At 57.5% G+C, this 22,061-nt stretch carries 22 protein-coding genes; 10 read left to right on the top strand and 12 right to left on the bottom strand.

Annotated features, from left to right (window positions below):
* Positions 1-32: 32 nt before the first annotated feature.
* The 5 genes from Q0955_RS18220 to Q0955_RS18200 all read right to left on the bottom strand — a co-directional run bounded on the left by Q0955_RS18220 (position 33) and on the right by Q0955_RS18200 (position 4,218).
* Complete coding sequence (locus Q0955_RS18220) at positions 33-539, bottom strand: lysozyme inhibitor LprI family protein (protein ID WP_299427349.1); 507 nt, start codon at positions 537-539, stop codon at positions 33-35.
* Between the two features lie 95 nt (positions 540-634).
* Positions 635-1,798: an isovaleryl-CoA dehydrogenase gene (locus Q0955_RS18215; protein ID WP_299427346.1), complete on the bottom strand. Its 1,164-nt coding sequence runs from the start codon at positions 1,796-1,798 to the stop codon at positions 635-637.
* Between the two features lie 158 nt (positions 1,799-1,956).
* Positions 1,957-3,291 carry an MATE family efflux transporter gene (locus tag Q0955_RS18210; RefSeq protein WP_299427343.1) on the bottom strand — a complete coding sequence of 445 codons (1,335 nt, stop codon included), beginning with the start codon at positions 3,289-3,291 and terminating at the stop codon, positions 1,957-1,959.
* A complete protein-coding gene (locus tag Q0955_RS18205; RefSeq protein ID WP_299427340.1) occupies positions 3,284-3,793 on the bottom strand; it encodes a PaaI family thioesterase in 510 nt (169 codons plus the stop codon). Before Q0955_RS18205 ends, Q0955_RS18210 begins: the two co-directional genes overlap by 8 nt.
* A gap of 2 nt (positions 3,794-3,795) precedes the next feature.
* A complete protein-coding gene (locus Q0955_RS18200) occupies positions 3,796-4,218 on the bottom strand; it encodes a PaaI family thioesterase (RefSeq protein ID WP_299427337.1) in 423 nt (140 codons plus the stop codon).
* Between the two features lie 116 nt (positions 4,219-4,334).
* Between Q0955_RS18200 and Q0955_RS18195 the strand changes: the two genes are divergently transcribed.
* The 7 genes from Q0955_RS18195 (at position 4,335) to Q0955_RS18165 (ending at position 11,581) form a co-directional block, all read left to right on the top strand.
* Positions 4,335-4,712 carry a MerR family DNA-binding transcriptional regulator gene (locus Q0955_RS18195; RefSeq protein ID WP_299427334.1) on the top strand — a complete coding sequence of 126 codons (378 nt, stop codon included), beginning with the start codon at positions 4,335-4,337 and terminating at the stop codon, positions 4,710-4,712.
* A gap of 234 nt (positions 4,713-4,946) precedes the next feature.
* On the top strand, positions 4,947-5,348 hold the full coding sequence (locus Q0955_RS18190) for a MerR family DNA-binding transcriptional regulator (RefSeq protein WP_299427331.1): 402 nt from the start codon (positions 4,947-4,949) through the stop codon (positions 5,346-5,348).
* A gap of 48 nt (positions 5,349-5,396) precedes the next feature.
* A complete protein-coding gene (locus Q0955_RS18185) occupies positions 5,397-7,172 on the top strand; it encodes an acyl-CoA dehydrogenase C-terminal domain-containing protein (RefSeq protein WP_299427328.1) in 1,776 nt (591 codons plus the stop codon).
* 60 nt (positions 7,173-7,232) lie between these two features.
* Positions 7,233-7,445, top strand: coding sequence for a hypothetical protein (locus Q0955_RS18180; RefSeq protein ID WP_295175263.1), 213 nt, complete (start codon positions 7,233-7,235; stop codon positions 7,443-7,445).
* A gap of 37 nt (positions 7,446-7,482) precedes the next feature.
* Positions 7,483-8,121: a glutathione S-transferase family protein gene (locus Q0955_RS18175; RefSeq protein WP_299427324.1), complete on the top strand. Its 639-nt coding sequence runs from the start codon at positions 7,483-7,485 to the stop codon at positions 8,119-8,121.
* Between the two features lie 25 nt (positions 8,122-8,146).
* Positions 8,147-9,358 (top strand): acetyl-CoA C-acetyltransferase, encoded by a 1,212-nt coding sequence (locus Q0955_RS18170; protein WP_299427321.1) that lies wholly within the window; start codon positions 8,147-8,149, stop codon positions 9,356-9,358.
* A 24-nt stretch (positions 9,359-9,382) separates the two neighbouring features.
* Positions 9,383-11,581, top strand: coding sequence for a 3-hydroxyacyl-CoA dehydrogenase NAD-binding domain-containing protein (locus Q0955_RS18165; RefSeq protein ID WP_299427318.1), 2,199 nt, complete (start codon positions 9,383-9,385; stop codon positions 11,579-11,581).
* A gap of 66 nt (positions 11,582-11,647) precedes the next feature.
* On the opposite strand, the gene Q0955_RS18160 is transcribed toward Q0955_RS18165, so the two are convergent.
* Complete coding sequence (locus tag Q0955_RS18160; RefSeq protein WP_299427315.1) at positions 11,648-12,325, bottom strand: Hint domain-containing protein; 678 nt, start codon at positions 12,323-12,325, stop codon at positions 11,648-11,650.
* A 334-nt stretch (positions 12,326-12,659) separates the two neighbouring features.
* Here Q0955_RS18160 and Q0955_RS18155 point away from each other — a divergent pair, with 334 nt between their 5' ends.
* Positions 12,660-14,288, top strand: coding sequence for an AMP-binding protein (locus Q0955_RS18155; RefSeq protein WP_299427312.1), 1,629 nt, complete (start codon positions 12,660-12,662; stop codon positions 14,286-14,288).
* A 93-nt stretch (positions 14,289-14,381) separates the two neighbouring features.
* Here Q0955_RS18155 and Q0955_RS18150 read toward each other — a convergent pair whose 3' ends face one another.
* Positions 14,382-15,560: a PLP-dependent aspartate aminotransferase family protein gene (locus Q0955_RS18150; protein WP_299427310.1), complete on the bottom strand. Its 1,179-nt coding sequence runs from the start codon at positions 15,558-15,560 to the stop codon at positions 14,382-14,384.
* A 259-nt stretch (positions 15,561-15,819) separates the two neighbouring features.
* Here Q0955_RS18150 and Q0955_RS18145 point away from each other — a divergent pair, with 259 nt between their 5' ends.
* Entirely contained in the window at positions 15,820-16,530 is a 711-nt protein-coding gene (locus tag Q0955_RS18145) for a DUF484 family protein (protein ID WP_299427307.1), read from the top strand.
* Positions 16,527-17,441 (top strand): tyrosine recombinase XerC, encoded by a 915-nt coding sequence (locus Q0955_RS18140; RefSeq protein ID WP_299427304.1) that lies wholly within the window; start codon positions 16,527-16,529, stop codon positions 17,439-17,441. Before Q0955_RS18145 ends, Q0955_RS18140 begins: the two co-directional genes overlap by 4 nt.
* Positions 17,442-17,532: 91 nt before the next feature.
* Here the strand turns inward: Q0955_RS18140 and Q0955_RS18135 are convergent, their stop codons facing one another.
* The 5 genes from Q0955_RS18135 to Q0955_RS18115 form a co-directional block, all read right to left on the bottom strand.
* Positions 17,533-18,495: an NAD(P)-dependent oxidoreductase gene (locus Q0955_RS18135; protein WP_299427301.1), complete on the bottom strand. Its 963-nt coding sequence runs from the start codon at positions 18,493-18,495 to the stop codon at positions 17,533-17,535.
* A gap of 81 nt (positions 18,496-18,576) precedes the next feature.
* Positions 18,577-19,320, bottom strand: a complete 744-nt coding sequence (locus tag Q0955_RS18130) for an Asp/Glu racemase (protein ID WP_299427298.1) — start codon at positions 19,318-19,320, stop codon at positions 18,577-18,579.
* A gap of 5 nt (positions 19,321-19,325) precedes the next feature.
* Positions 19,326-20,483: a Xaa-Pro peptidase family protein gene (locus tag Q0955_RS18125; protein ID WP_299427295.1), complete on the bottom strand. Its 1,158-nt coding sequence runs from the start codon at positions 20,481-20,483 to the stop codon at positions 19,326-19,328.
* The gene (locus Q0955_RS18120) at positions 20,476-21,528 is read right to left on the bottom strand and encodes a pyridoxal-phosphate dependent enzyme (protein ID WP_299427292.1); all 1,053 of its coding nucleotides are present in this window, start codon (positions 21,526-21,528) and stop codon (positions 20,476-20,478) included. The genes Q0955_RS18125 and Q0955_RS18120 overlap by 8 nt, the downstream gene beginning before the upstream one ends.
* The gene (locus Q0955_RS18115) at positions 21,525-21,941 is read right to left on the bottom strand and encodes an acyl-CoA thioesterase (protein ID WP_299427290.1); all 417 of its coding nucleotides are present in this window, start codon (positions 21,939-21,941) and stop codon (positions 21,525-21,527) included. Before Q0955_RS18115 ends, Q0955_RS18120 begins: the two co-directional genes overlap by 4 nt.
* Between the last annotated feature and the right edge of the window lie 120 nt (positions 21,942-22,061).

The raw sequence follows: 22,061 nt of genomic DNA, 5'->3' as shown, positions 1-22,061 counted from the left end.
TCCCATTCTTATGACAGGCGTGGTGTGTGATCTCACTCCACCAGCCCATCCGCTTCCAGATAGAGCGCCTGTTCGGCGGTCATATACATCAGGCAACTCACCGTCGCCGGACCACCGCCCGTGCCGCCGCCCCAAAGTGAGCGTTCGTAATCACAGGTGGCGTCGCGATAGGCGATCCAGGCGCGTTGCATGTTCTTGAGGGCATCGCCCTGAGACGGCGCGGCCGAGCCCAGGGCGGCCATTTCTTTGTCTGTGGCCTTACGCGTTGCACGGACCGCCTTGTAAGCGGCGTTGAGACGCTGGTCCCAATAGGCCCGCTCCTGATCAAGGCATTGGCTCATGCCGTAGGTGGACCAGCCACCCTCAGTGGCCTCCATACAGTGATTGGCGGAATTGCCGATACATGTGGTGGGGTTCTGACTGTCCGTCATCGCCGCCAGACAGGTTTCGGTTGCGACGGTCGAGAAACCCGCCCCCCCCTCTGCCAGCGCCACAGTGCCAGTGACCACTCCTGTCGCAAATGCCAAAATCTTCCACATGGTTTGATGCCTTTCAAAACGCTGATTTGCCTTGAGGGTAAGCGAGAAGGCTGTTCCCGCCCAACCCCACAGGGCAAATTGGCGCTTCGGAGCCCTTACGCCTGCGCTGCCATCAGTTCGCGGCCAATCAGCATACGGCGGATTTCGCTGGTGCCTGCGCCAATCTCCATCAGCTTCGCATCGCGGAAAATCCGACCCACAGGGTTATCAGACAGGTAGCCCGCGCCACCCATGGCCTGCACCGCCTGGTGCGCCTGGGTCATCGCTACTTCGGATGCGTAGAGACAACACGCCGCGGCGTCCTGACGGGTGATGCGGCCTTCGTCGCAGGCTTTCGCACATTCATACACATAGGCGCGTGCAGAGTTCATCGCGGTGTACATGTCGGCGATTTTGCCCTGCATCAGTTGGAAATTGCCGATGGATTGGCCAAACTGTTTGCGCTCCACCATGTAGGGCATGATTTCGTCCAAACAGGCCGCGATAATGCCGGTGCCGATGCCCGCCAGAACCACGCGTTCGTAATCCAATCCGGACATCAGAACCGCAACACCTTTGCCTTCTTCGCCAAGAATATTCTCGAACGGCACTTCTACATCTTCAAAAATCAACTCTGCGGTGTTTGAGCCGCGCATGCCCAGCTTGTCGAAATGCGGCGAGGTGGTGAACCCCTTCATCTCTTTTTCGATCAGGAAAGCTGTGATGCCGCGCGGGCCTGCATCCGGATCGGTTTTGGCATAAACCACCAGCGTATCGGCGTCTGGACCGTTGGTGATCCAGTATTTGTTGCCGTTCAGAACAAAGCGATCGTTGCGCTTCTCGGCACGCAGCTTCATCGACACCACATCTGAGCCGGCGGAGGGTTCGGACATGGCCAGAGCCCCAACATGCTCACCAGATAGCAGGCGCGGCAGGTATTTGGCGCGCTGCTCATCGGTGCCGTTGAGTTTAATCTGGTTCACACAGAGGTTGGAGTGCGCGCCGTAGGACAAGGATACGGACGCGGACGCACGGGCAAGCTCTTCGACCACAATCACATGTGCCAGATAGGACATGCCGGCCCCGCCAAATTCTTCTGGAACGGTGACCCCCAACAGGCCCAATTCGCCAAACTCTTTCCAAAGCTCATTGGGGAATTCGTTTTTCAGATCGATCTCTGCGGCCATCGGTTTGATGCGCTCTTGCGCAAAGCGGTGCACCATCTCGCGCAGCGCGTTGACGTCTTCACCCAGGTCAAAATTCATCGTGTGCATGAACATGGGACACCCCCTTCAGTTATTGAACAGTTGTTCAATAACTAGACCGAGTCGCAGCACGGATCAAGAAATTTCACGCCACCCCAAGCCCCACACAACAAAAAAGGCGACGCAAACTGCGCCGCCCATTTGGTATTCTCTTTTATATTGAGAGCCTTGCGTTAGGTCGCTGCCCGCGCTTCCAAAGCCGGATACCGCAAGGCCAATGTGACGCCGCGCGCCACAAAACTGACCATCAATGCCAGCCACAAGCCATGATTGCCCAAACTCGGCAAACAAACCGCCAACGCAGCAAAGTAGATTACGGTTGAAAGCAGCATCATGTTGCGCATGTCTTTGGTTTGCGTCGCGCCAATAAAAACGCCATCCAGCATAAAGGGTACAACACCAAGCATGGGAGAGAGCACCACCCAAGGCAGATAGTCCCGCGCCAATGCCCTAAGAGTCACAGAGGATGTCATGAGGTCCACAATCCAGCCGCCGGCAATCCAATAAACTGTCGCGATAAGGATCGACCCAAGCACCGCCCAGACGGAAGCCAAATAAGTGGCTCGCCGCAACCCGACGCGGTCTTTGCCACCAAAGGCCTGGCCTGCGAGTGTTTCCACAGCAAAGGCAAAGCCATCCAGCGCGTAGGCCGTAATGTAAAGGAACTGCAACAGCACCTGATTTGCCGCCAGTGTGTCATCCCCAAAATCCGCTCCCAGAAACAAGAACGACATGAAGATTGCCTGCAACATCAAGGATCGCAGCAAAATATCGCCATTAACTGCCGCCATTTCCCGCAAGGCTGCCCGATCCAAAACACGCGCCTTTTCTTTCCACGCAGGGTTTTGGAAAACGTCGCGACACAACCACACAGCCAAAGCGCAGCCCGTCACCTCGGCAATGACAGTGGCAATCGCCACACCTTCAACACCCCAACCCAACCCAAGCACGAACCATAGGTCGAGCAGAATGTTGACGCCGTTCATCCAAAGCTGAATGACAAGCACGGCCTTTGTACGCTCCTGAGCAATCAACCACCCTGTGAGGCCGTAAATTGCAATCGCCGCTGGAGCAGACCAAATGCGGAATTGCAAATACTGTTGAGCCAGAACCTCAACTTCCGGAGAAGCTGGAGACAGCCAAAAAGCTGCTCGGAAAAACCAAACTTGGCCGACAATGAGCAAAAGCCCCGCCACAACGCCAATCATCACCGCACGGGTGAGCATCGCGGCCACTTCACCGTACCGCCCTTCCCCTTTGGCGCGTGCAGTTAGGCCTGTGGTGCCCATCCGCAGGAACCCGAAAATCCAGTAGAGCCCTGCAAGAATAACAGCGCCAATGCCCACAGCACCAATGGGCGCAGCTTCGCCCAACTGCCCGACGACACCTGTGTCCACTGCACCAAGGATAGGCACTGTGGCGTTGGACAAAACAATCGGAAGGGCGGTGTGTAAAATGCGCCGGTGAGTGATTTCGCCAACACCACTCGCTTGCGGTCCTTCATTCATCTTTGGATGGCATCAAGAAATGGCCGGTGGCCTGCGCAAACAACACGTCGCGCTGATCTTGCCAAGCCTCGACATGTACAGAGGCATAACGACGGCCGGAGCGGTTCACCCGCGCACGGGCATAGGCATCGCGAGGCAAACCGGATCGCAGGTAGTCCACTGTGAAGTCTATTGTCTTGGGCAAACGGGGCAAATGGCCTTCGGTCAGGCTTTCCATGGAAATCCGACCGCTCTCGATATCATCCCACAACCCGGACCAAGCCAACCCAATCACCGCCGTGGTCTCAAGAAAGCCCGCCGTCACGCCGCCATGAATGGCGGGTAAAAGTGGGTTGCCAATCAGCTTATCATCAAACGGCAAAATGGCGGTGAGCTCATCACCACGGCGTTCAAACTCGATGCCAAGAAAATTAATGTAAGGCACACCATGCACCAGCGCAGAGAGCGCTGTGTCACGGCGTTGTTTGACCACCTGTACGGGTTCTGGGCGGGGGCGTGGCATACTCAGCTCCTCTGCACTGTAAAGGCGCCGGTTGCCGTGGCAACGGGACGAGCGTCGTCATCATCAAACGCGGTTGCCCGCACAAAGGCCACCGAACGGGTGATGTGGTAACACTCGGCTTTGGTGCGCACATTCTGCCCCGGCGTCGCCGCGCGCATATAGTCAATTCGCAAATCAATTGTCGCGGTCCCGGACGGTGAAGATGGATGGCACATCGCGGCCGCACCGCAACAGGTGTCCATCAAGGCCGAAACCGCGCCGCCGTGCAAAACCCCGGTTTCCGGATCGCCAACAATTTTGGCATCATAGGGCAATTCCATTTCTGCTTTGCCGGCGCCAATGTCCGTCAGCCGCATGTTCAACGCCTTGCAATGGGGAATCGCATTGATGAAATGCTCCGCCATTTTTGCTTTGTCCGGTTCCATGTCCTGCCTCCGACTGGTTTTCGTCCTTTATGAGCGCCATTTGTCGCTGGCTTCAAGGGGGCGGTTGCTCTTGCTGCGGATGCAAACTAAGTTTCGCCCCCAAGGAGGCCCCGCAAATGTCTGATACTCGCATGACTTTTAAGGAAATGTGCGCCCGTTTTGACGTCACGCCCAGAACGCTGCGTTATTATGAGTATATCGAGCTCTTGCAGCCGGAACGTGAAGGTCGCAGCCGTTTTTTTGGCCCTCGTGAGATCGCCCGCATGACCCTAATCATGCGCGGACGCCGCTTTGGCATTAAGCTCGAAGACATCCGCCAGTGGCTCATGATTTATGAGAACGATGGCACCTCCGCACAGATGCAGGCCTTTGTTGAAATGGCTGACCGCCAGATGGCGGAGCTTGAAGAACAGCGCCAACAACTGGATGAGGCGATGCGGGAACTGAAGGCACTGCGGGACGAAACTGCGGGCTTCCTCACCAAGGCCACCTAAACCGTGATCTCTTACTGAAACACGCTGAGCAAATATTGGGCGCCCATTGGGCGCCTTTTCTTTTGCTGCCCCAAACTGCTCCCGATGCGCAGGATATCGCTTAAGATGAAAAAACTGATCCTACGTCACTTCAATTTGTGACGTGACGTCTTACTTACGTTAACGTCAAGCTGTATAGTAACCCAATTCCCGAAGCCCATTTTGTTCCCAACTTCCGTAAGAAAGGACGCAACGATGAGCGAAGAAACGATGACCATTCGCGAGATGTGTGACGTCTATGACGTGACCCCTCGTACCCTGCGTTTTTACGAGTCCAAGGAACTTTTGTTCCCCGTTCGCGAGGGCCAAAAGCGTTTGTTCACTAAACGTGACCGCGCCCGTTTGAAACTGATCCTGCGTGGCAAGCGTTTTGGATTTTCTCTCGAAGAAATCCGCCAGCTGCTCGACCTATATGACATGGGCGATCAACAGGCGACGCAGATGCAACGCACCTATGAAGTGGCCAAGCACCGCCTCAAAGACATGGAAGAGCAACGCGACGAGTTGAACGAAGCGATCGACGATCTGCGCGAACAACTCAAATGGGGCGAACAGTTCCTATCCGATCTCACATCGCAGAAAGACGCCGCTCAGTAAGCGACGCACACCAAATTCCGTCTCGGATCATCCAAAGGGAAGAGCTATATGCCGATTTATACCGCGCCCGTAAAAGACCTGCAGTTTGTGCTGCACGACGTATTGAACGTCTCCAACTCCGACATTCCAGGCTACAGCGACCTGGACGCCGACTTCACCAACGCCGTGCTGGAAGAAGCTGGCAAATTGACCGGCGAAGTGTTGGCGCCTCTCAATGTTGTTGGCGATCAAGAAGGCTGTCGCTTGGAAAACGGCGTTGTGTATACGCCGACAGGTTTCAAAGCCGCATTTGAGCAAGTGAAAGAAGGCGGCTGGCCGGGTCTGGATATGCCCGAGGAATACGGCGGACAGAACATGCCACAGGTGCTCGGCACAGCAGTTGGTGAGATGTTCTCCTCCTCCAACCAAGCGTTCACCATGTATCAGGGTCTGACCCACGGTGCAGCGGCGGCGATCCTCGCCCACGGTACCGATGAGCAGAAAAGCAAATGGCTGCCGAAAATGGTCTCCTGTGAGTGGACCGGCACCATGAACCTGACAGAGCCACATTGCGGCACCGATCTGGGTCTGATGCGCACCAAGGCAGAGCCGCAGGACAACGGCAGCTACAAAATCTCCGGTCAGAAGATCTTTATTTCTGCTGGCGACCACGACATGGCGGACAACATTGTCCACCTTGTTCTCGCCAAAGTGCCCGGCGGCCCGGAAGGCATCAAAGGCGTATCTCTCTTCATCGTGCCCAAGTTTATTGTGGATGACGAAGGCACCATCGGTGCGCGCAATGGCGTGTCGGTTGGCAGCATCGAAGAGAAGATGGGCATTCACGGCAACTCCACCTGTGTGCTGAATTACGATGAAGCCGAAGGCTACCTGCTGGGAGACCTGAACAAAGGCATGCGCGCCATGTTCACCATGATGAACGAAGCGCGTCTGGGTGTTGGGATGCAGGGCCTTTCCGCCGCTGAAGCGGCCTACCAAAACGCCGTGGAATACGCGAAAGATCGCTTGCAGGGCCGCGCCGTAACTGGGGTTGAAAACCCGGATGGCCCAGCAGATCCGTTGATCGTGCACCCGGATATCCGTCGCTCTCTGATGGATCAGAAATCTTTTGTGGAAGCGGGTCGCGCGTTCATTCTGTGGGGGGCTAAACTTCTCGATGAATCTCACCGCAAAGGTGACAAAGACGCTGATGGTTTGGTCTCTCTGATGACCCCGGTTATCAAAGGTTTCCTGACCGATGAAGGCTACGACATGACGGTCAAAGCCCAGCAGGTTTATGGCGGCCACGGGTACATCGAAGAGCACGGCATGAGCCAGTTCACCCGCGATGCGCGGATTGCGATGATCTACGAAGGCGCAAACGGTGTTCAGGCTCTGGACCTCGTGGGTCGCAAGCTGGCAGCTGACGGCGGCAAGCACGTGATGGCCTTCTTTGAGCTGGTCAAAAGCTTCTGCAAAGAAAATGGCGAAGACGAAGCGCTGAAGGATTTTGTTGGCCCGCTAAAGCAAGCTTCGAAGGATCTGCAAGCCGCAAGCATGTACTTCATGCAAGCAGGCATGAAGAACCCGAATGATGCTCTGTCTGGTTCCAACGACTTCATGCATCTCTTCGGTCATGTTTGCCTGGGCCTGATGTGGGCCCAGATGGCCAAAGCCGCAAACGCGGCATTGGCCTCTGGTGCCGAAGACAAAACCTTCTACGAGACCAAGCTGACCACCGGCCGCTACTACATGGCGCGTCGTCTGCCAGCGACCGGCATGCACCTGGCGCGTATCCAATCCGGTGGCGACACCGTGATGGCGCTGGCCGCAGACCAGTTTTGATCCGGTTGGGCGGGGCCTCCCCGCCCTCCACTCGTGTACCGGCGTCGTAATGGAGGACAGATGCCCAAACGTTTTCGACTGACCCGCCGTTTCCCTGTTGCGATGACAGAGGATGGGTATCGTAAGCTACGCAGTTTTGCGACGGAGGCCGGTCTGGACGAAGGTGAGGCGCTCTCGTTTCTGTTTGAGAACTTCGACGCTGTAACAGACGACGACCAACTGGCGCATCGCTTGCGCCAGTTCAACGCGACTTTGGATGACCGCAAACGGTGATCAAGCCCGCGCAGACATTTGCCAAGGGGAGGACGGCATGACAATCAAACTCTACTGTTTTGGGGAAAGTGGCCATTCCTACAAAGCTGCTCTGGCATTGGAACTTTCCGGTCTCGAATGGGAGCCCGTGAAGGTGGACTTCTTTGCAGGCGAAACCCGCTCCGATGAATACCGCCAGAACGTAAATGAGATGGGTGAAGCGCCGGTGCTTGTGGATGGCGACTTTAGCCTGACACAGTCCTCGGTCATTCAGGATTACATTTCCGAGAAAACCGGGAAATTTGCGGGGCGCGACAACGATGAACGCCGCGAAATTCTGCGTTGGCAATTCTGGGATAACCACAAGCTCAGTTCGTTTGCAGGCATGACCCGCTTCCTGATCAACTTCATGCCCGAAGACAAACAGCCCAAAGAGGTGATTGCCTTCAATCAAGGCCGTCTCAAAGGCGCCTATGACATTCTGAACAAACATCTTGAGGGACGTGACTGGATTGTGGGCGACAGCCTGACCAACGCGGACCTGACCTGCTGTTCCTACCTCTACTATCCAGAGCCCTTTGGCTTTGACCGTGCCGAATGGTCCAACATTGACCGCTGGCTATCCAATATTTCGCAAACGCCGGGGTGGAAACACCCCTACGACCTGATGCCCGGTTCCCCTGCGGACCGCGCCTGATCTCGCCTGATAATAGGAGACCACAATGACCGAAGCCTATATCTATGACGCCGTGCGCACGCCGCGCGGCAAAGGCCGCAAAGATGGCAGCCTGCACGAGGTGACCTCCGTTGCCCTGTCCAAGACTGTTTTGAACAGCCTGAAAGAGCGCAACGGCCTGGAAGGCCACGCCGTTGAAGACGTGATCTGGGGCAACGTGACCCAAGTGAAAGAGCAAGGCGGCTGCTTGGCGCGGACCGCTGTACTCGCTTCCGATCTGGACGAAATCATTCCAGGCCTCTCGATCAACCGCTTCTGCGCGTCTGGCATGGAAGCTGTGAACCTCGCGGCGAACCAGGTCAAAGGCGGCGCAGGCGATGCATACATCGCTGGCGGCGTTGAAATGATGGGCCGCGTGCCGATGGGCTCTGACGGGGCCGCAATTGCCGTAGATCCATCTGTCGCTATGGACATGTATTTTGTCCCACAGGGCATTTCCGCCGACATCATTGCGACTGAGTACGGTTTCACCCGTGATCAAGCGGACCAATTGGCCGTAGAATCCCAACGCCGCGCCGCAATGGCGTGGGAGGAAGGCCGGTTTGATAAGTCCATCGTGGCGGTCAAGGACATCAACGGCCTGACCATTCTGGATCGCGACGAGTACATGCGTCCGGGCACCGACATGCAATCCCTCGGTGGCCTGAAGCCTGCGTTTAAGGAACAGGGCGAAGTGATGCCCGGTTTCGACAAGCTGGCGATCATGAAGTACCCCCACCTTGAGAAGATCAACCACATCCACCACGCCGGTAACTCTTCCGGTATCGTGGATGGCTCTGCTGGCGTACTGATCGGCAACAAAGAGTTTGGTGAGAAATACGGCATTAAGCCACGTGCGGTGATCAAACAGACCTGCAAAATTGGTCTGGACCCAACCATCATGCTGACCGGTCCGGTCCCTGCGACACAGAAGATCCTGAAAGACGCAGGCATGGCGATCTCTGACATCGACCTGTTTGAGGTCAACGAAGCCTTCGCTTCGGTGGTGATGCGTTTCCAGCAGGCGTTTGACGTTGATCCGGCGCTGGTAAACGTGAACGGCGGCTCCATCGCGATGGGTCACCCACTGGGCGCCACCGGCGCGATCATCATCGGCACATTGCTGGACGAGCTGGAGCGTCAGGACAAAGAAACCGGCCTGGCCACCCTCTGCATCGCGTCCGGCATGGGCGCGGCCACCATCATCGAACGCGTGTAACCGGCTGACATTAGGATAAGAGACATGACTGATTTCACAATGAAAGTCGGCGACAACGGTGTCGCCATCATCACATGGGACGTGAAGTCCAAATCAATGAACGTGCTGAGCCGTGAGGCTTTTGGCGACTTGGAAGCTTGCATTGACGAAGTGCTGGGCAACGACGACATCAAAGGCGCGGTAATTACCTCTGGCAAAGACACATTTGCCGGCGGCATGGACCTGAACGTGCTTGGCTCCATCCGTGCGGATGCTGGCGACGAGCCTGCGCAAGCGCTGTTTGACTTCACTATGATGGGCCACAAGTTCCTGCGCAAAATCGAGCGCGCGGGTATGGACCCAAAGACCAACAAAGGCGGCAAGCCCATCGCTTCTGCCCTGCCCGGCACCGCGCTTGGGATTGGTCTGGAACTGCCGTTGGCAACCCACCGCATCTTTGCCGCTGACAACCCAAAGGCAAAAATTGGCCTGCCGGAAATCATGGTTGGCATCTTCCCGGGCATGGGCGGCACCACGCGCTTTATTCGCATGATGGGCGCCATGGCGGCCTCGCCGTTCCTGCTGCAAGGCAAGATGGTCGATCCGAAGAAAGCCAAATCCGCGGGCATCATCCATGAAGTGGTGGACGATCCTGTTGCAGCCGCAACCGAATGGGTGTTGTCGGCTACAGACAAAGACATCCTGAAGCCTTGGGATGCCAAAGGCTACAAAATGCCAGGTGGTGAGCCGTATCACCCAGCGGGTTTCATGACCTACGCAGGCGCGTCGGCCATGGTGAACGGCAACACATGGGGCGTGTACCCAGCGGCCAAAGCGCTGCTGTCTGCCGCCTACGAAGGTGCACAGGTGCCGTTTGACACCGCGCTGAAGATCGAAGCACGCTGGTTCGTGAACGTGCTGATGAACCCGTCGTCTTCGGCGATGATCCAGTCTCTGTTCATCAACAAAGAAGCGCTGGAAAAAGGAGCAAACCGCCCGGACGTGCCGGATCAGTCCGTCAAAAAAGTCGGCGTTCTGGGCGCAGGCATGATGGGTGCAGGCATCGCGCTGGTGTCCGCACAGGCCGGTATGGATGTTGTGCTAATCGACACCAACCAAGAAGCGGCAGATCGCGGCAAAGCCTACTCCGAGACCTATCTCGACAAGGGCATCAAGCGCGGCAAGGTCACGGCAGAAAAAAAAGAGGCCATGTTGGGCCGCATCAACGCCACCACTGATCTGAACAATCTGTCCGATGTCGACCTGATCATCGAAGCGGTGTTCGAAGATGTCGGTGTGAAAGCCGAGATGACCAAGAAAGTCGAAGCGATCATCCCTGAGGATGCGATCTTTGCCTCCAACACCTCGACACTGCCGATCACTGGTTTGGCGGAGGCCTCGGTGCGCAAAGAGCAGTTCATCGGCATCCACTTCTTCTCCCCAGTGGAGAAAATGGCGCTGGTGGAAATCATCAAAGGCAAGGAAACCGGCGACCGTGCGGTGGCCAAAGCGCTCGACTATGTGCGTCAGATCCGCAAGACGCCGATCGTTGTGAACGATGAGCGCTTCTTCTACGCCAACCGTTGTATCATTCCTTACATCAACGAAGGCGTGATGATGGCGGGTGAAGGTGTCGGCCGTCCGTTGCTGGACCACGCAGCACAGTTGCTGGGCTTCCCGGTGGGGCCAATTCAGTTGGTGGATGAGACCTCGCTGGATCTGGGGGCAAAGATTGCCAAAGCCACGAAAGCAGCCATGGGGGATGCCTATCCGGCCTCCGTTGCGGATGACGTGACCTTCTGGATGGTCGAAGAGGGCCGTTTGGGCCGAAAGGCAAAAGCTGGCTTCTTTGACTATGATGAAAAAGGCAAACGCGGCGACTACTGGACCGGCTTCAACGAGAAGTTTCCGCTTCTGGACGAACAGCCTGATCTGATCGAAGTGCAGCATCGCCTGATCTTTGCGCAAGTTCTGGAAGCCGTGCGGGCGCTGGAAGCGGGCGTGTTGGAAGACATCCGTGAAGGTGACGTGGGCGCAATCCTGGGTTGGGGCTTCATGCCTTGGTCCGGCGGGCCATTCAGCTGGCTCGACATCGTTGGTGCCGCCTGGGCTGCAGAACGCTGTGACCAACTGGCCGAGAAATTTGGCGATCGGTTTGCCTGCCCAGCACTACTGCGTGAGATGGCAGACAAAGGTGAGACCTTCTATGGCCGCTTTGGTCCAAAGGCCAAAGCGGCAGCCTAAACGCATCATTTTAAACACAAAACGCCCGGTAGCCTATGCTGCCGGGCGTTTTATTTTGTGAATTTTCTACGCTGCGGCTAGCATCATCTCTGGCTTCACAGACACATTCCGCACCGCGCCGCTTTCCAGCATGGTCATAGCTGTTTGCACCGGCACCATGTTGTAGTTCGCCGCCCGACCAAAACGGGGCCGCACACCGGCACGTACGCCCCAAATGCACTGGGAAAACAACAGTGCCCCGCCGTTGACAAACACCATCTGATCATCAGCAAATACCGGCAGGATAGCCTTAAGCGGCGTGGTTGGTTCCACGCGGTAGGTGCCGCTCAATACGTCCAAAGCTGCGCCAGGGATGACAGAATAGGGATCGCCCCATTTGTCGCGTACCGACGGGCTTTCGACGAGAACCCCTTCCCCCGGTTGCACCAAGAGATTTCGCCGATTCTCCAAGGCGCCGGCGGGGACAAAAATCGGCCAAAGCTGGCGCGGGGTCACGTGGTCGTGCCTGAAGATCGGATCTGTCGCCAAAGCGGTGACACGCTGAAACCCAGCGTCAAATGTGAGGACTTCGTCGCCGACATGCAAGCTGTCTACAGTGGCCCAGCCACCCGGCGTGACCACACGGGTGCCTCCCACAAACCCACATCCCGTGGTTGTGATCACCGGCCGCAGGTTGGATTGGCGGCGCCTGGCCGCCAAAGCCAACCGGGCTTTGTCACGAAGTGTTCCCACCATATGTTCCATCGAGTATTCGGCCCCATCCAAATAGTCATACGGCTCTTCATTGTTTTTGAACCGCAGGTCCGATTGTTTGGTGCCAGCCTCTACAATTCGTAAACAATCTCAGCAGGCTGTTCTGCATTTAGTTCAACTGAGAGAAGGCTCAAACTGAATGAAATTTGAAACAGCGCCCGCTTGCCATTACCTTTGCCGCAGCGCTGCGCCAGACCTTGGAAACAGCCCCCGAAACGCATGATTGTTTCAAGAATACCAACTAAGGCGTGCGTATTATTACCGTCTTCCCTTTTGAAACGACATCCGCAAGATTGCATCCAGCATTTAATGGGAGGGTTCGCCGATGGGTTGGATGTCTGATGAAACTGGTTTGGAAAAATGCGCGGCAAATTATGTACCCTTGTCCCCCCTGTCGGGGCTGAAGCGTGCGGCAAAAATCTTTCCAGACCGCCTCGCCCTGGTAGATGGAGAGATTCGCCGCACCTATCGGGAGTATCACGCACGATGCAGCCAGCTGGCCAGCGGCCTCGTCAGTTTGGGTGTGAAACCTGGCAACGTGGTTGCTGCGCTTCTGCCCAACACGCCGGCCGCATGTGAGGCGCATTTTGGCGTGCCTGCCTGCGGCGCCGTACTGAACGCGATCAACATTCGCCTTGATATCGCGACGGTGACCTACATCTTTGAACACGGGGAAGCCAAAGTGGTTTTGGTCGATAGCGCGTTCCTCGAGCTTGCCGAGGCCGCTTGCGCCGCGATGACCACCCCCGCCCCCACGCTGATCGAGGTGGCAGCCCCGGAGGCAGGTTTTCCGGCCACCGGACGGCACCAGACCTATGAAGACCTATTGGCGCAAGGCGACCCTGTGTTTGACTGGATCATGCCACAAGACGAATGGGAGAGCATCGCGCTCAACTACACTTCAGGCACGACAGGCAAGCCCAAGGGCGTGGTGTACCACCACCGTGGCGCCTATCTGAACGCCATGGGACAAGTGCTGAGCTGGCGCATGACATTGCACCCAGTCTACCTGACCATTGTGCCCCTGTTTCATTGCAACGGCTGGTGCCACACGTGGATGATGCCGATGGTGGGTGGCACCATTGTCTGCTGTCGGGACATCACAGCGCAGGCGATTTTCAACGCAATTGCAGATGAGGGCGTGACCCACTTTGGTGGCGCCCCTATCGTGTTGAATATGCTGGTCAATGCGCCGGAAGAGCAGCGCCGAGCGTTTGATCACGTTGTCGAAGTCTTCACCGCTGGCGCCCCCCCTGCGCCGGCCACTTTGGCCAAGATCGAACCGATGGGTTTTCACATCACGCAAGTCTATGGCCTGACCGAAGTCTATGGTCCGGCCACAGAATGCCTGTGGGATGACACCCGCTGGGACGACCTAGAAGGCCATGACCGCGCCGCGATCAAAGCCCGCCAGGGTGTGGCGATGCCCTTCATGGACGACATCACTGTTCTTGACGACAAAATGGCGCAAATTCCTATGGATGGTGCCGCAGATGGCGAGATCATGATCCGCGGCAATGCGGTTATGAAAGGCTATTTGAAAAATCCCGAAGCCACCAAAGAAGCCTTTGCCGGCGGCTACTTCCATTCTGGCGACATCGCGGTACAGCATCCCGACAGCTACGTACAAATCACCGATCGCGCCAAAGACATCATCATCTCTGGTGGAGAGAACATCAGCTCTGTGGAAGTCGAAGGTGTGCTGATGCATCACCCTGCAGTGAACCTTGCAGCGGTTGTGGCCAAATCAGACGAGAAATGGGGCGAAATTCCCTGTGCCTTTGTCGAACTCTTGGACGGTCAAACGGCAGAGGAGAAAGAGGTGATTTCTTTTGCACGAGAACACCTTGCAGGATTCAAAACCCCAAAGAAAGTGGTATTTGGCGAATTGCCTAAAACCTCTACAGGCAAGATTCAAAAGTTTGCCCTGCGCGAAAAAGCCAAGAGCCTGTAGGGGTGCTTGGCAATCGCCATCGCTGACCTCAACATCCAAGCAATCTTATCAAGGCGAGAGGCACCAACCCTCGCCTTGATCAAAGATGGGAAATCAAGCAGTCCGCAAAGCCGCATCCAAATCAGCGACCAAATCATCAGGATCCTCGCACCCGACCGACAAGCGAATGAGATCATCACCGATGCTGATTTTCTCCCGATGCTCTTCGGCCACTGCCGCGTGGGTCAAGGATGCGGGATGCTGAATCAGGCTTTCTACACTGCCAAGACTGACCGCGAAGTGGAACAAACGTGTCGACGTCAGCACACGCTCCACCCGGTCAAGCCCGCCCTCCAATCGCAATGAAATCAGCGCGCCAAAGTTTGCCATCTGCTGTGCAGCGATGGCATGGCCCCGATGGGTTTCCAAGCCGGGATAAACCACTTGAGAAATCCCGTAAGCACTTGCGTTTTGAGACAGTTTTTCAGCAATAAACGCTGCCGAAGACGCCTGTCGTTCAACCCGAAGAGCCAGCGTGCGCAAAGACCGCAGAAGCAGTGCACAATCGCTTGGGCTCATCACCGCGCCAAGCGCGTTTTGCAGATAACCAACACGTCCCGCCAGGCCTTCCGGTGCCCTTTCCGACACCGACAGCACCCCACCCAACAGGTCCGAATGCCCGCCAAGAAATTTGGTGGCGGAATGCATCACCACATCAACGCCATGATCCAATGGCAACTGACCGCAAGGCGACGCAAAGGTACTGTCACACACCGTCACCGCCCCTACGTCGCGCGCGATTTGGGCCACCGCCTGTAAATCTACAATTTTTAACAGCGGGTTGGACGGCGTCTCAAACCACATCAGATTGGCACCCTGAGCCACTGCCCTCAAAGCTTCCGCGTCGGAAAAATCAACCAGTTCAACATCATATCCAGCCATCGCAGGACCAACCTGGGCCAACAGTCGATAAACACCTCCATAGAGATCTTCGTGCGCGACGATCTTGGCGCCCGGCTTCAGCGTTGCCAGCATGGTTGACGCAGCAGAGAGGCCGGACGGGAACACAAAAGCCGCCTCCGCGTTTTCAAGATCCGCAAGGCAGCTTTCCACCCGCTGCCGAGTTGGGTTGCCAGATCGGGAATAATCATAGCCTCGGTTTTTTCCGATACCGTCCTGCACGTAGGTTGTGGCCGTGTAGAGAGGGGGCACCACCGCACCGGTGGCAGGGTCGGGCTCATGACCGGCATGGATGACGCGGGTTGCCAAGGAGGTGCGGTTTTTGGTGCTCATGGTTTTCTCTCTGCGGATAAGGGCTTAGCGGGATTGGCTCGTTATCTCAGAGGCGCTGAAAAGAGCAAGCCGTAACTGCTGAGCAAAACCATCCTTCGTCTCCCAGGATAGCAAACAACACTCCCCCCTTGGCACGCCCCCACCCAAACCGAACACCTTTGGCAAAAGCCCGCAGATGCGACGCTGCAGTGCAAAAAAGTTGCGGCATTTTGGGAAACGCTCTGATAAGGTTACCGCAACGACCAAAAATGGCGACGACATGAGCAGTACTCCAAAAATCGAAGACGACATGCGCGAGAAGATCATCTCGCAACCAGATGTAATTCTGGAAGACCGAGACCTGATGCGCGCATTGATTGCCGCCAATGAAAAAACCATGGGTGGCAACATCGTTGACCTGCGCGGCATCGCCATGGAGCGGCTTGAATCGCGTTTGGATCGGCTGGAAGACACACATCGCAGCGTGATCGCAGCAGCTTACGACAACCTCGCTGGTACAAATCAGGTGCACCGCGCCATACTACGGATGCTGGATCCGGTAGAATTTGAAGGCTTCCTGCACGATTTGGGCGGCGAAGTGGCCGATATTTTGCGCGTGGATGCAGTGCGTTTGGTGCTGGAAACCGAAGCGGAAACCGAGGGTGACGCCAATATCGCACGTCTTGGAGATGTTTTGTCGACGGCGGCTCCTGGATTTGTGGAAGACTATTTGACCGGTGGACGCAATATACCACAGCGGCAGGTGACGTTGCGCCAAATACAGGGTGGGGGTTCGGTGGTCTATGGTGATGACGCCGATTGGATCCGCTCTGAGGCCTGTCTGAAGTTGGACTTTGGCTCTGGCCGCCTACCCGGCTTGCTGGTCATGGGGGCTGAAGATCCGCACCAGTTCACACCGCAGCAAGGCACTGATCTGTTGACGTTTTTTGCCGGTGTGTTTGAGCGTGCCATGCGCCGCTGGCTGGCGTGATAAGCCCTGCGGCCAGTGACGCGGTTGCGCGGTTTCTGGCCCATAAAACAGCGTTGCAAGGCGCGTCCGAGAACACCGTTGCGGCTTATCAAAGAGACCTCACAGAATTCCTGATCTTTATGACGATGCACAAAGGCGGGCCGCAGGGGCTGGCCCCTTTGATGGAGCTGGGTGTGCCGGACATGCGCAGTTGGATGGCGAGTGCGCGATCCAGTGGCATTGCGCCACGCTCACTGGCGCGTAAGCTCTCGTCCGTAAAGAGTTTTTACCGCTGGCTGGCCGACAAAGAAGGATGTGATCCGACGGCTGTTCTCGCAACCCGCGCGCCGAAATTTCAGGCCAAACTGCCACGCCCTTTGAGTGAAGGCGCAGCCAAGGATGTGATTGAGACCGTGGAGTTTCAATCACAAGAAGACTGGGTGGGCGCACGGGATATCGCCGTGATTACAATGCTTTACGGATGCGGATTGCGCATCTCTGAGGCGCTTGGCCTGACGGGAGCGGATGTGCCCTTGCCCAATGCGCTGCGCATTGTTGGGAAAGGCGGCAAAGAGCGGGTGGTGCCGGTGATCGACACGGCACGCGATGCGGTGGCGCGCTATATTCGTCTTTGCCCTCATACACTTAGCGAGGGTCTTCCGTTGTTTCGTGGGGTGCGCGGCGGGGCGCTTAATCCACGACAGGTGCAGAAGGTTATGCAGCAAACACGGCAGCAACTGGGCCTGCCTGCGAGCGCCACGCCACATGCGATGCGACACAGCTTTGCCACGCATTTATTAAGCGCTGGTGGGGACTTACGCGCCATTCAGGAACTCTTGGGCCATGCATCCTTGTCAACGACGCAGGCCTACACCCAAGTCGATGCGGCGCGATTGATGGAAGTCTATAACAAGACCCATCCGAAGGCGTGAGTTAACCTCCCTATTTTGGCGCAAAAATCACGTCGGTATTCTGTCGGTATCACGACTGTTTTGCGGAGGTGCGTTTTGTTGCGTGTAAAGGTTAAGTCTGCGGGCGTTGCGTGCCAGTCGGGATCACCTCATACCCCGGCTCTTCCGGCTCATCATCGAGCATCTCCGGGGGGAAGCCGGGAGCGAGGACGGACAGGCCGGTGGCCTCTTCCAGCCGCTTGATGATGTTGGGGCTGAGCTCGCGCGCGCCAAAGCGGGCAATGGCGTCGTCAAACATCGAGATCATCAGCGGGTTGAGTTCTAACGGCACCCCTGCCCTGTCGGCGACGTCTTGGAATAGGCCGATGTCCTTTTTGACCAGATCCATGGTGAAGGAGATATCGCGCGAGCCATTCAGAATGACTTGGCTCTCAGTTTCGTGGCTGAAGGAGTTGCCGGAACTGATGCGGATCGCCTCATAGGCGGTGTTGAGGTCCATACCGGCGGCGGCGCAGGTGGTGAGCGCTTCGGCGGAGGCCACGAGATGCGCCGTGGCGAGGTAGTTGGTCACCACCTTCAAAACGGAAGCGGAACCAAGCGGGCCGGTGTGCAGGATACGGCGGCCCATGGTAGTCAGGAGTGGCAGGATGCGCTCAAAGGTGTCGCGATCACAGCCTGCGAAGATGGCGATGTTGCCGGTGTCGGCGCGGTGGCAACCGCCGGAGACCGGGCAATCCACCGCCGCGCCGCCACGTGCGATCACCAATGCGCCGAGGCGTTTGACCTCGGCCTCATCCGTGGTGGACATTTCCATCCAGATTTTGCCCTCAGTGACTTCAGGCAGCATCTCTTGCATGACCGCATCGGAGGCCGCGGGGGATGGCAGGCAGGTGATGACCGCATCGCAGAGGCGCATCATTTCGGCGGGACCGGACACGGGTTTAGCCCCGGCCCCGCATTTCTCCGCCACAAGATCGGGGTTGAGATCATGCACATAAAGGTCTTTGCCGTTGCGCAGCAGGCTGCCGGAGAGTTTGCCGCCGACATTGCCCAATCCGATGAAGCCGATTTTCATAGCTGTCCTCCTTTGGTTAAGGTCAGACTGCGTGGGAGAAATTGCGCCAGCAGGCCTGATACCGACAGGGAGTGGACGTTTTTAGCTTTTGAGCAAACGGCCAGGGGCGTTGGCGGCCAGTTTTGCGCCAGAGAGTTTGACCATGTGCCAGGCGAGGGCAAGATTGCTGCCAAACACCGGCTTGTCGAGGTCGGCCTCTAGGCTGTCGATCACATCCAAGGTTTGCAGGTTGGTGCAGCTGAGAAAGACCGCATCCACGTCTTGATGCCCCACTTGCAAGGCGGCGGCTTTCACAGAAGCGGTATCAATGCGGGCGACGTTTTCTTCGCCTGCCTCGCCAAAAGACACCAGATGCGGCACGGCAATGCCTGCGGCCTCAAAGGCCTGTTTCACCGGCAGGGAGACGCTTTCGACATAGGGCGTGACCATGCCAAGGCGGGTGATGCCCAAGGCTTTGCAGGCGGCGATTGAGGCCGTGAGCGGATCGGTCACGGCGGGCGTTTGCACGCCTTGTTTGACCAGATCAGCAACCTTCTCTGCGCCAATCATGGTTGTGCCAGACGTACAGCCGTAGCCAACTACATCGAAGTTTGCGGCGGGCGGGAAAAGGGATGCGCTGGCAGGCAGGGTTTTGGACATTTCCAGCAGCGTGTCTTGTGTGACTTCCGGGTCCGAGGGCACCCGGCTGGTGTAGATGGAGAGATCGCGGGACGGGAACAGACGGCGAAAGTCCTGCTCCAGCGTTTCGTCAAACTTGAGCACGATCAGGCCCAGAGTGGTCTGACCGGACGCCGGGGTGCCAAGGGTGAAAGGGACAGTCTCCATGGGTGTTACCTCAGAATGGGCAGGGTTGCAGCGGCGCGGGAGGAGAGCAGCTCCGGGCCGGTGTCGCGCAGGACGATGTTTTCTTCATGCACTTGAAACAGGCCGGGGGCGATTTCGACGCCCGGCTCCAAGGTGAGCACCATGCCTGCGCGCAGCTCAGTGTGGTCATGGGGCGTGAAGCTTGGCCATTCGGTGAGCGTGATGCCCAGACCATGGCCAAGGCGACCGCCACCGGGCGTGGCGCCTTGCTTGGTCAGGCTATCGACAAACATGGCGTGCACATCGCAGGCCTTGTGGCCGGGGCGCAGGGTGGCAAGCACGTGGTCGGTGGCTAGATAGAGCTGATCATAAGCGCGTTTGGCGGCGTCGTCGGCGTGACTGATGGCGAAGTTGCGGTCAAAGTCACAGAAGTAGCCGTCCAGCACCGCGCCGGTGTCGAGCATGAGGATGTCGCCAGCCATGAGGCGTTCATCACCTGCCGGAGAGATCACATCTCCGTAGCCGCCCTGCCCTGCGCCGCCTGCTGTATAGCTGACCCAATCAGCCCCCTCCTCTAAGAGAATACGCTGAAAGTCTCGGAAGACTTGACCGTGAGTGTTGTTTTCAGAGGCGTATTCAGTGATGCGGGAGAAGGCGCGGTCTGCAATGGCGCAGGCGGCGCGGATTTTGGCGACTTCGCCATCGGATTTGATTTCACGGGTGCGTTGCACGGTGTTGGTGGCGTCGACAAAGCGGCGCGGGGCGAGGTTTTGTGTGAGCTGGAGGTAATCCCCAAGCGGCATGCGCAGGTGGGTTTCCAGGCCCATGGGCAGGCCGATGGTGCCGGCCTCGGGCACGATGTCAGCAAGGGTTTGGGAGAGCAGGCTAACGCCGTCGTCGCCGGGAAAAGGCGCATCCCATGTGCGGATGTCGGTGAGCCAGGTTTTGGACATCAGGTCCGCACCGATGGAAGGGATCACGGCGATGGGGTCGCCTTGCGTGGGGATGATCACAAACCACGGGCGGGCGGGGCTTTCCCAGAAGCGGGTGAGGAAGCCTGTGGTGTAGAAAATGTCGGCCTGTGAGGTCAGCAGGAGTGTAGTTTCGCCTGCGTCTGTCATGGCGGCTTGCTGGCGGGTGATGCGGGTGCGGAACTCTGCTGGTGGAAAGCCACGGTCAGGCATCTTCTGGCCCTTCGGAGACGAAACACAGAACGCGGGCGTCAGTCGGCAGATCGGGACGTTTCAGGAGCGCGGCGGCGACACCGGCAACGCCGGAGGGCGTGCTGGCGATGCCATGGGACTTGAGCGTGTCCACTGTGTCCTGCGCCTCCTGCTCGGAGATGGTGACAAAGCTGTCCGCATCCATCGCAAGCCCGTTGAGCGCCACCATGGAGGCCGTTTTGCAATCCAAGCGCCCCATATCGGACACAGGTCCGGTGGTGTCGACCAATTGGCCAGCACGAATGGATTCAATCAGCGCGGGGGCGGCTTCGGGTTCCACCACGGTGACATGTGGCGCGTCACCCCACGTGGTGCGGGCATAGGCCGCGACGGCAGCAGCGAGGCCGCCTACGCCAGCCTGTAGAAAGATGTGGGTGGGTGGCGCGGGGATTTGCGCAGCGGCTTCAGAGGCCATTTGCAAATAGCCCTCCATGACGCGGTAGCCGCTGTCTTCATACCCGTCCCATGTGCTGTCAGAGAGCAAAGTCCAGCCATTGTCTTTGGCGGCTTGCGCGGCGGCCTCCATGCTGGCTTCGTAGTCGTCACCGGCCCAAGCCACTGTGGCGCCTTGCGCCTCCAGACGTTTGCCAAAGGCTTGTGGCACTGTGTGGGAGAGGTAGATCACGGCTTTTGCGCCAAACACACGCGCGCCAGCGGCGACGGACATGCCGTGGTTGCCCGCCGAGGCGGTGACATAGGTGCGGCCCGTTAAAGCGGTTGCCCAGTCGTTGGGTTCCGTGCGGGCCGCATCATAAGCGATGGCGTAGGCGGCACCGAGAGCTTTGAAGGAGCCAAGCCCCATGCGGGAGCGCTCGTCTTTGATGTGTAAGCTGTGCACGCCCAAGGTGGTGGAGAGATCCGCCATGTCTTGCAGTGGGGTCTCGGAATGGGCTGGGCACAGGGCGAGCAGCTTGGCAACGGCGGTGGCGTCGCGGCTCGGGAGGGTCTCGGATTGGCGCGTCGGCAGGCCGTGGCCGCGGTGTGGGTTTTGCAGGGTTTCGGTCATGGCTCAGAGTGGCTTTCGAGGTAAGATTTGAGACGAGTGACCTCCCCTGCCCGCATGCGGCCGTCGCGATTTTCAAACAACGCACGGACCTCGGTGCCTTCAAAGGCCAGATCATCACCAACATAACCGCGATGGACCAGGCGGTAGGATTTGGCGGTCCACTCGACGATCTCCATGCGGATGGTCAATGCGTCGCCATCGGTCAGTGGGCGGCGGTATTTGGCATGGGTTTCCATCAGGCCCAACCCCACGGCGTCGAGGTGTTCACAGACAGCGGCGTGGCCGCCATATTGCTGCAAAAAGCGCTGAAAGGTGCCGTCCATCCAGCGGTAGATGTTGGGGTAGTAGACAATGCCAGCCGGATCACAGTCGCCAAAGACAACGTTGTGGTGATTTTCGAAACTAAAAGGCATGGCATGAGTCCGACTGAGATTTCTTTGACGGTCAGAGTGAGCGGGGTTGCGGGGAAAGGCAATGGGCTGTGCAGGGTTGACAGGAGAGGGTTCAGAACCAAAGGCTAGCGCAAAGATTTG

Source organism: uncultured Shimia sp. (assembly GCF_947493595.1).
Lineage (GTDB): Bacteria > Pseudomonadota > Alphaproteobacteria > Rhodobacterales > Rhodobacteraceae > Shimia.
This window is presented reverse-complemented; position numbering and strand designations above follow the sequence as displayed.

Excerpts from the sequence above, each read along its gene's own strand:
- Q0955_RS18145 (WP_299427307.1), top strand. The coding sequence starts at position 15,820 with ATGAGCAGTACTCCAAAAATCGAAGACGACATGCGCGAGAAGATCATC.
- Q0955_RS18165 (WP_299427318.1), top strand. The coding sequence starts at position 9,383 with ATGACTGATTTCACAATGAAAGTCGGCGACAACGGTGTCGCCATCATC.
- Q0955_RS18120 (WP_299427292.1), bottom strand. The coding sequence starts at position 21,528 with ATGACCGAAACCCTGCAAAACCCACACCGCGGCCACGGCCTGCCGACG.
- Q0955_RS18215 (WP_299427346.1), bottom strand. The coding sequence starts at position 1,798 with ATGTTCATGCACACGATGAATTTTGACCTGGGTGAAGACGTCAACGCG.
- Q0955_RS18180 (WP_295175263.1), top strand. The coding sequence starts at position 7,233 with ATGCCCAAACGTTTTCGACTGACCCGCCGTTTCCCTGTTGCGATGACA.
- Q0955_RS18185 (WP_299427328.1), top strand. The coding sequence starts at position 5,397 with ATGCCGATTTATACCGCGCCCGTAAAAGACCTGCAGTTTGTGCTGCAC.
- Q0955_RS18200 (WP_299427337.1), bottom strand. The coding sequence starts at position 4,218 with ATGGAACCGGACAAAGCAAAAATGGCGGAGCATTTCATCAATGCGATT.
- Q0955_RS18150 (WP_299427310.1), bottom strand. The coding sequence starts at position 15,560 with ATGAGCACCAAAAACCGCACCTCCTTGGCAACCCGCGTCATCCATGCC.
- Q0955_RS18135 (WP_299427301.1), bottom strand. The coding sequence starts at position 18,495 with ATGAAAATCGGCTTCATCGGATTGGGCAATGTCGGCGGCAAACTCTCC.
- Q0955_RS18210 (WP_299427343.1), bottom strand. The coding sequence starts at position 3,291 with ATGAATGAAGGACCGCAAGCGAGTGGTGTTGGCGAAATCACTCACCGG.
- Q0955_RS18115 (WP_299427290.1), bottom strand. The coding sequence starts at position 21,941 with ATGCCTTTTAGTTTCGAAAATCACCACAACGTTGTCTTTGGCGACTGT.
- Q0955_RS18155 (WP_299427312.1), top strand. The coding sequence starts at position 12,660 with ATGGGTTGGATGTCTGATGAAACTGGTTTGGAAAAATGCGCGGCAAAT.
- Q0955_RS18205 (WP_299427340.1), bottom strand. The coding sequence starts at position 3,793 with ATGCCACGCCCCCGCCCAGAACCCGTACAGGTGGTCAAACAACGCCGT.
- Q0955_RS18170 (WP_299427321.1), top strand. The coding sequence starts at position 8,147 with ATGACCGAAGCCTATATCTATGACGCCGTGCGCACGCCGCGCGGCAAA.
- Q0955_RS18220 (WP_299427349.1), bottom strand. The coding sequence starts at position 539 with ATGTGGAAGATTTTGGCATTTGCGACAGGAGTGGTCACTGGCACTGTG.
- Q0955_RS18195 (WP_299427334.1), top strand. The coding sequence starts at position 4,335 with ATGTCTGATACTCGCATGACTTTTAAGGAAATGTGCGCCCGTTTTGAC.
- Q0955_RS18190 (WP_299427331.1), top strand. The coding sequence starts at position 4,947 with ATGAGCGAAGAAACGATGACCATTCGCGAGATGTGTGACGTCTATGAC.
- Q0955_RS18130 (WP_299427298.1), bottom strand. The coding sequence starts at position 19,320 with ATGGAGACTGTCCCTTTCACCCTTGGCACCCCGGCGTCCGGTCAGACC.
- Q0955_RS18175 (WP_299427324.1), top strand. The coding sequence starts at position 7,483 with ATGACAATCAAACTCTACTGTTTTGGGGAAAGTGGCCATTCCTACAAA.
- Q0955_RS18160 (WP_299427315.1), bottom strand. The coding sequence starts at position 12,325 with ATGGAACATATGGTGGGAACACTTCGTGACAAAGCCCGGTTGGCTTTG.
- Q0955_RS18125 (WP_299427295.1), bottom strand. The coding sequence starts at position 20,483 with ATGCCTGACCGTGGCTTTCCACCAGCAGAGTTCCGCACCCGCATCACC.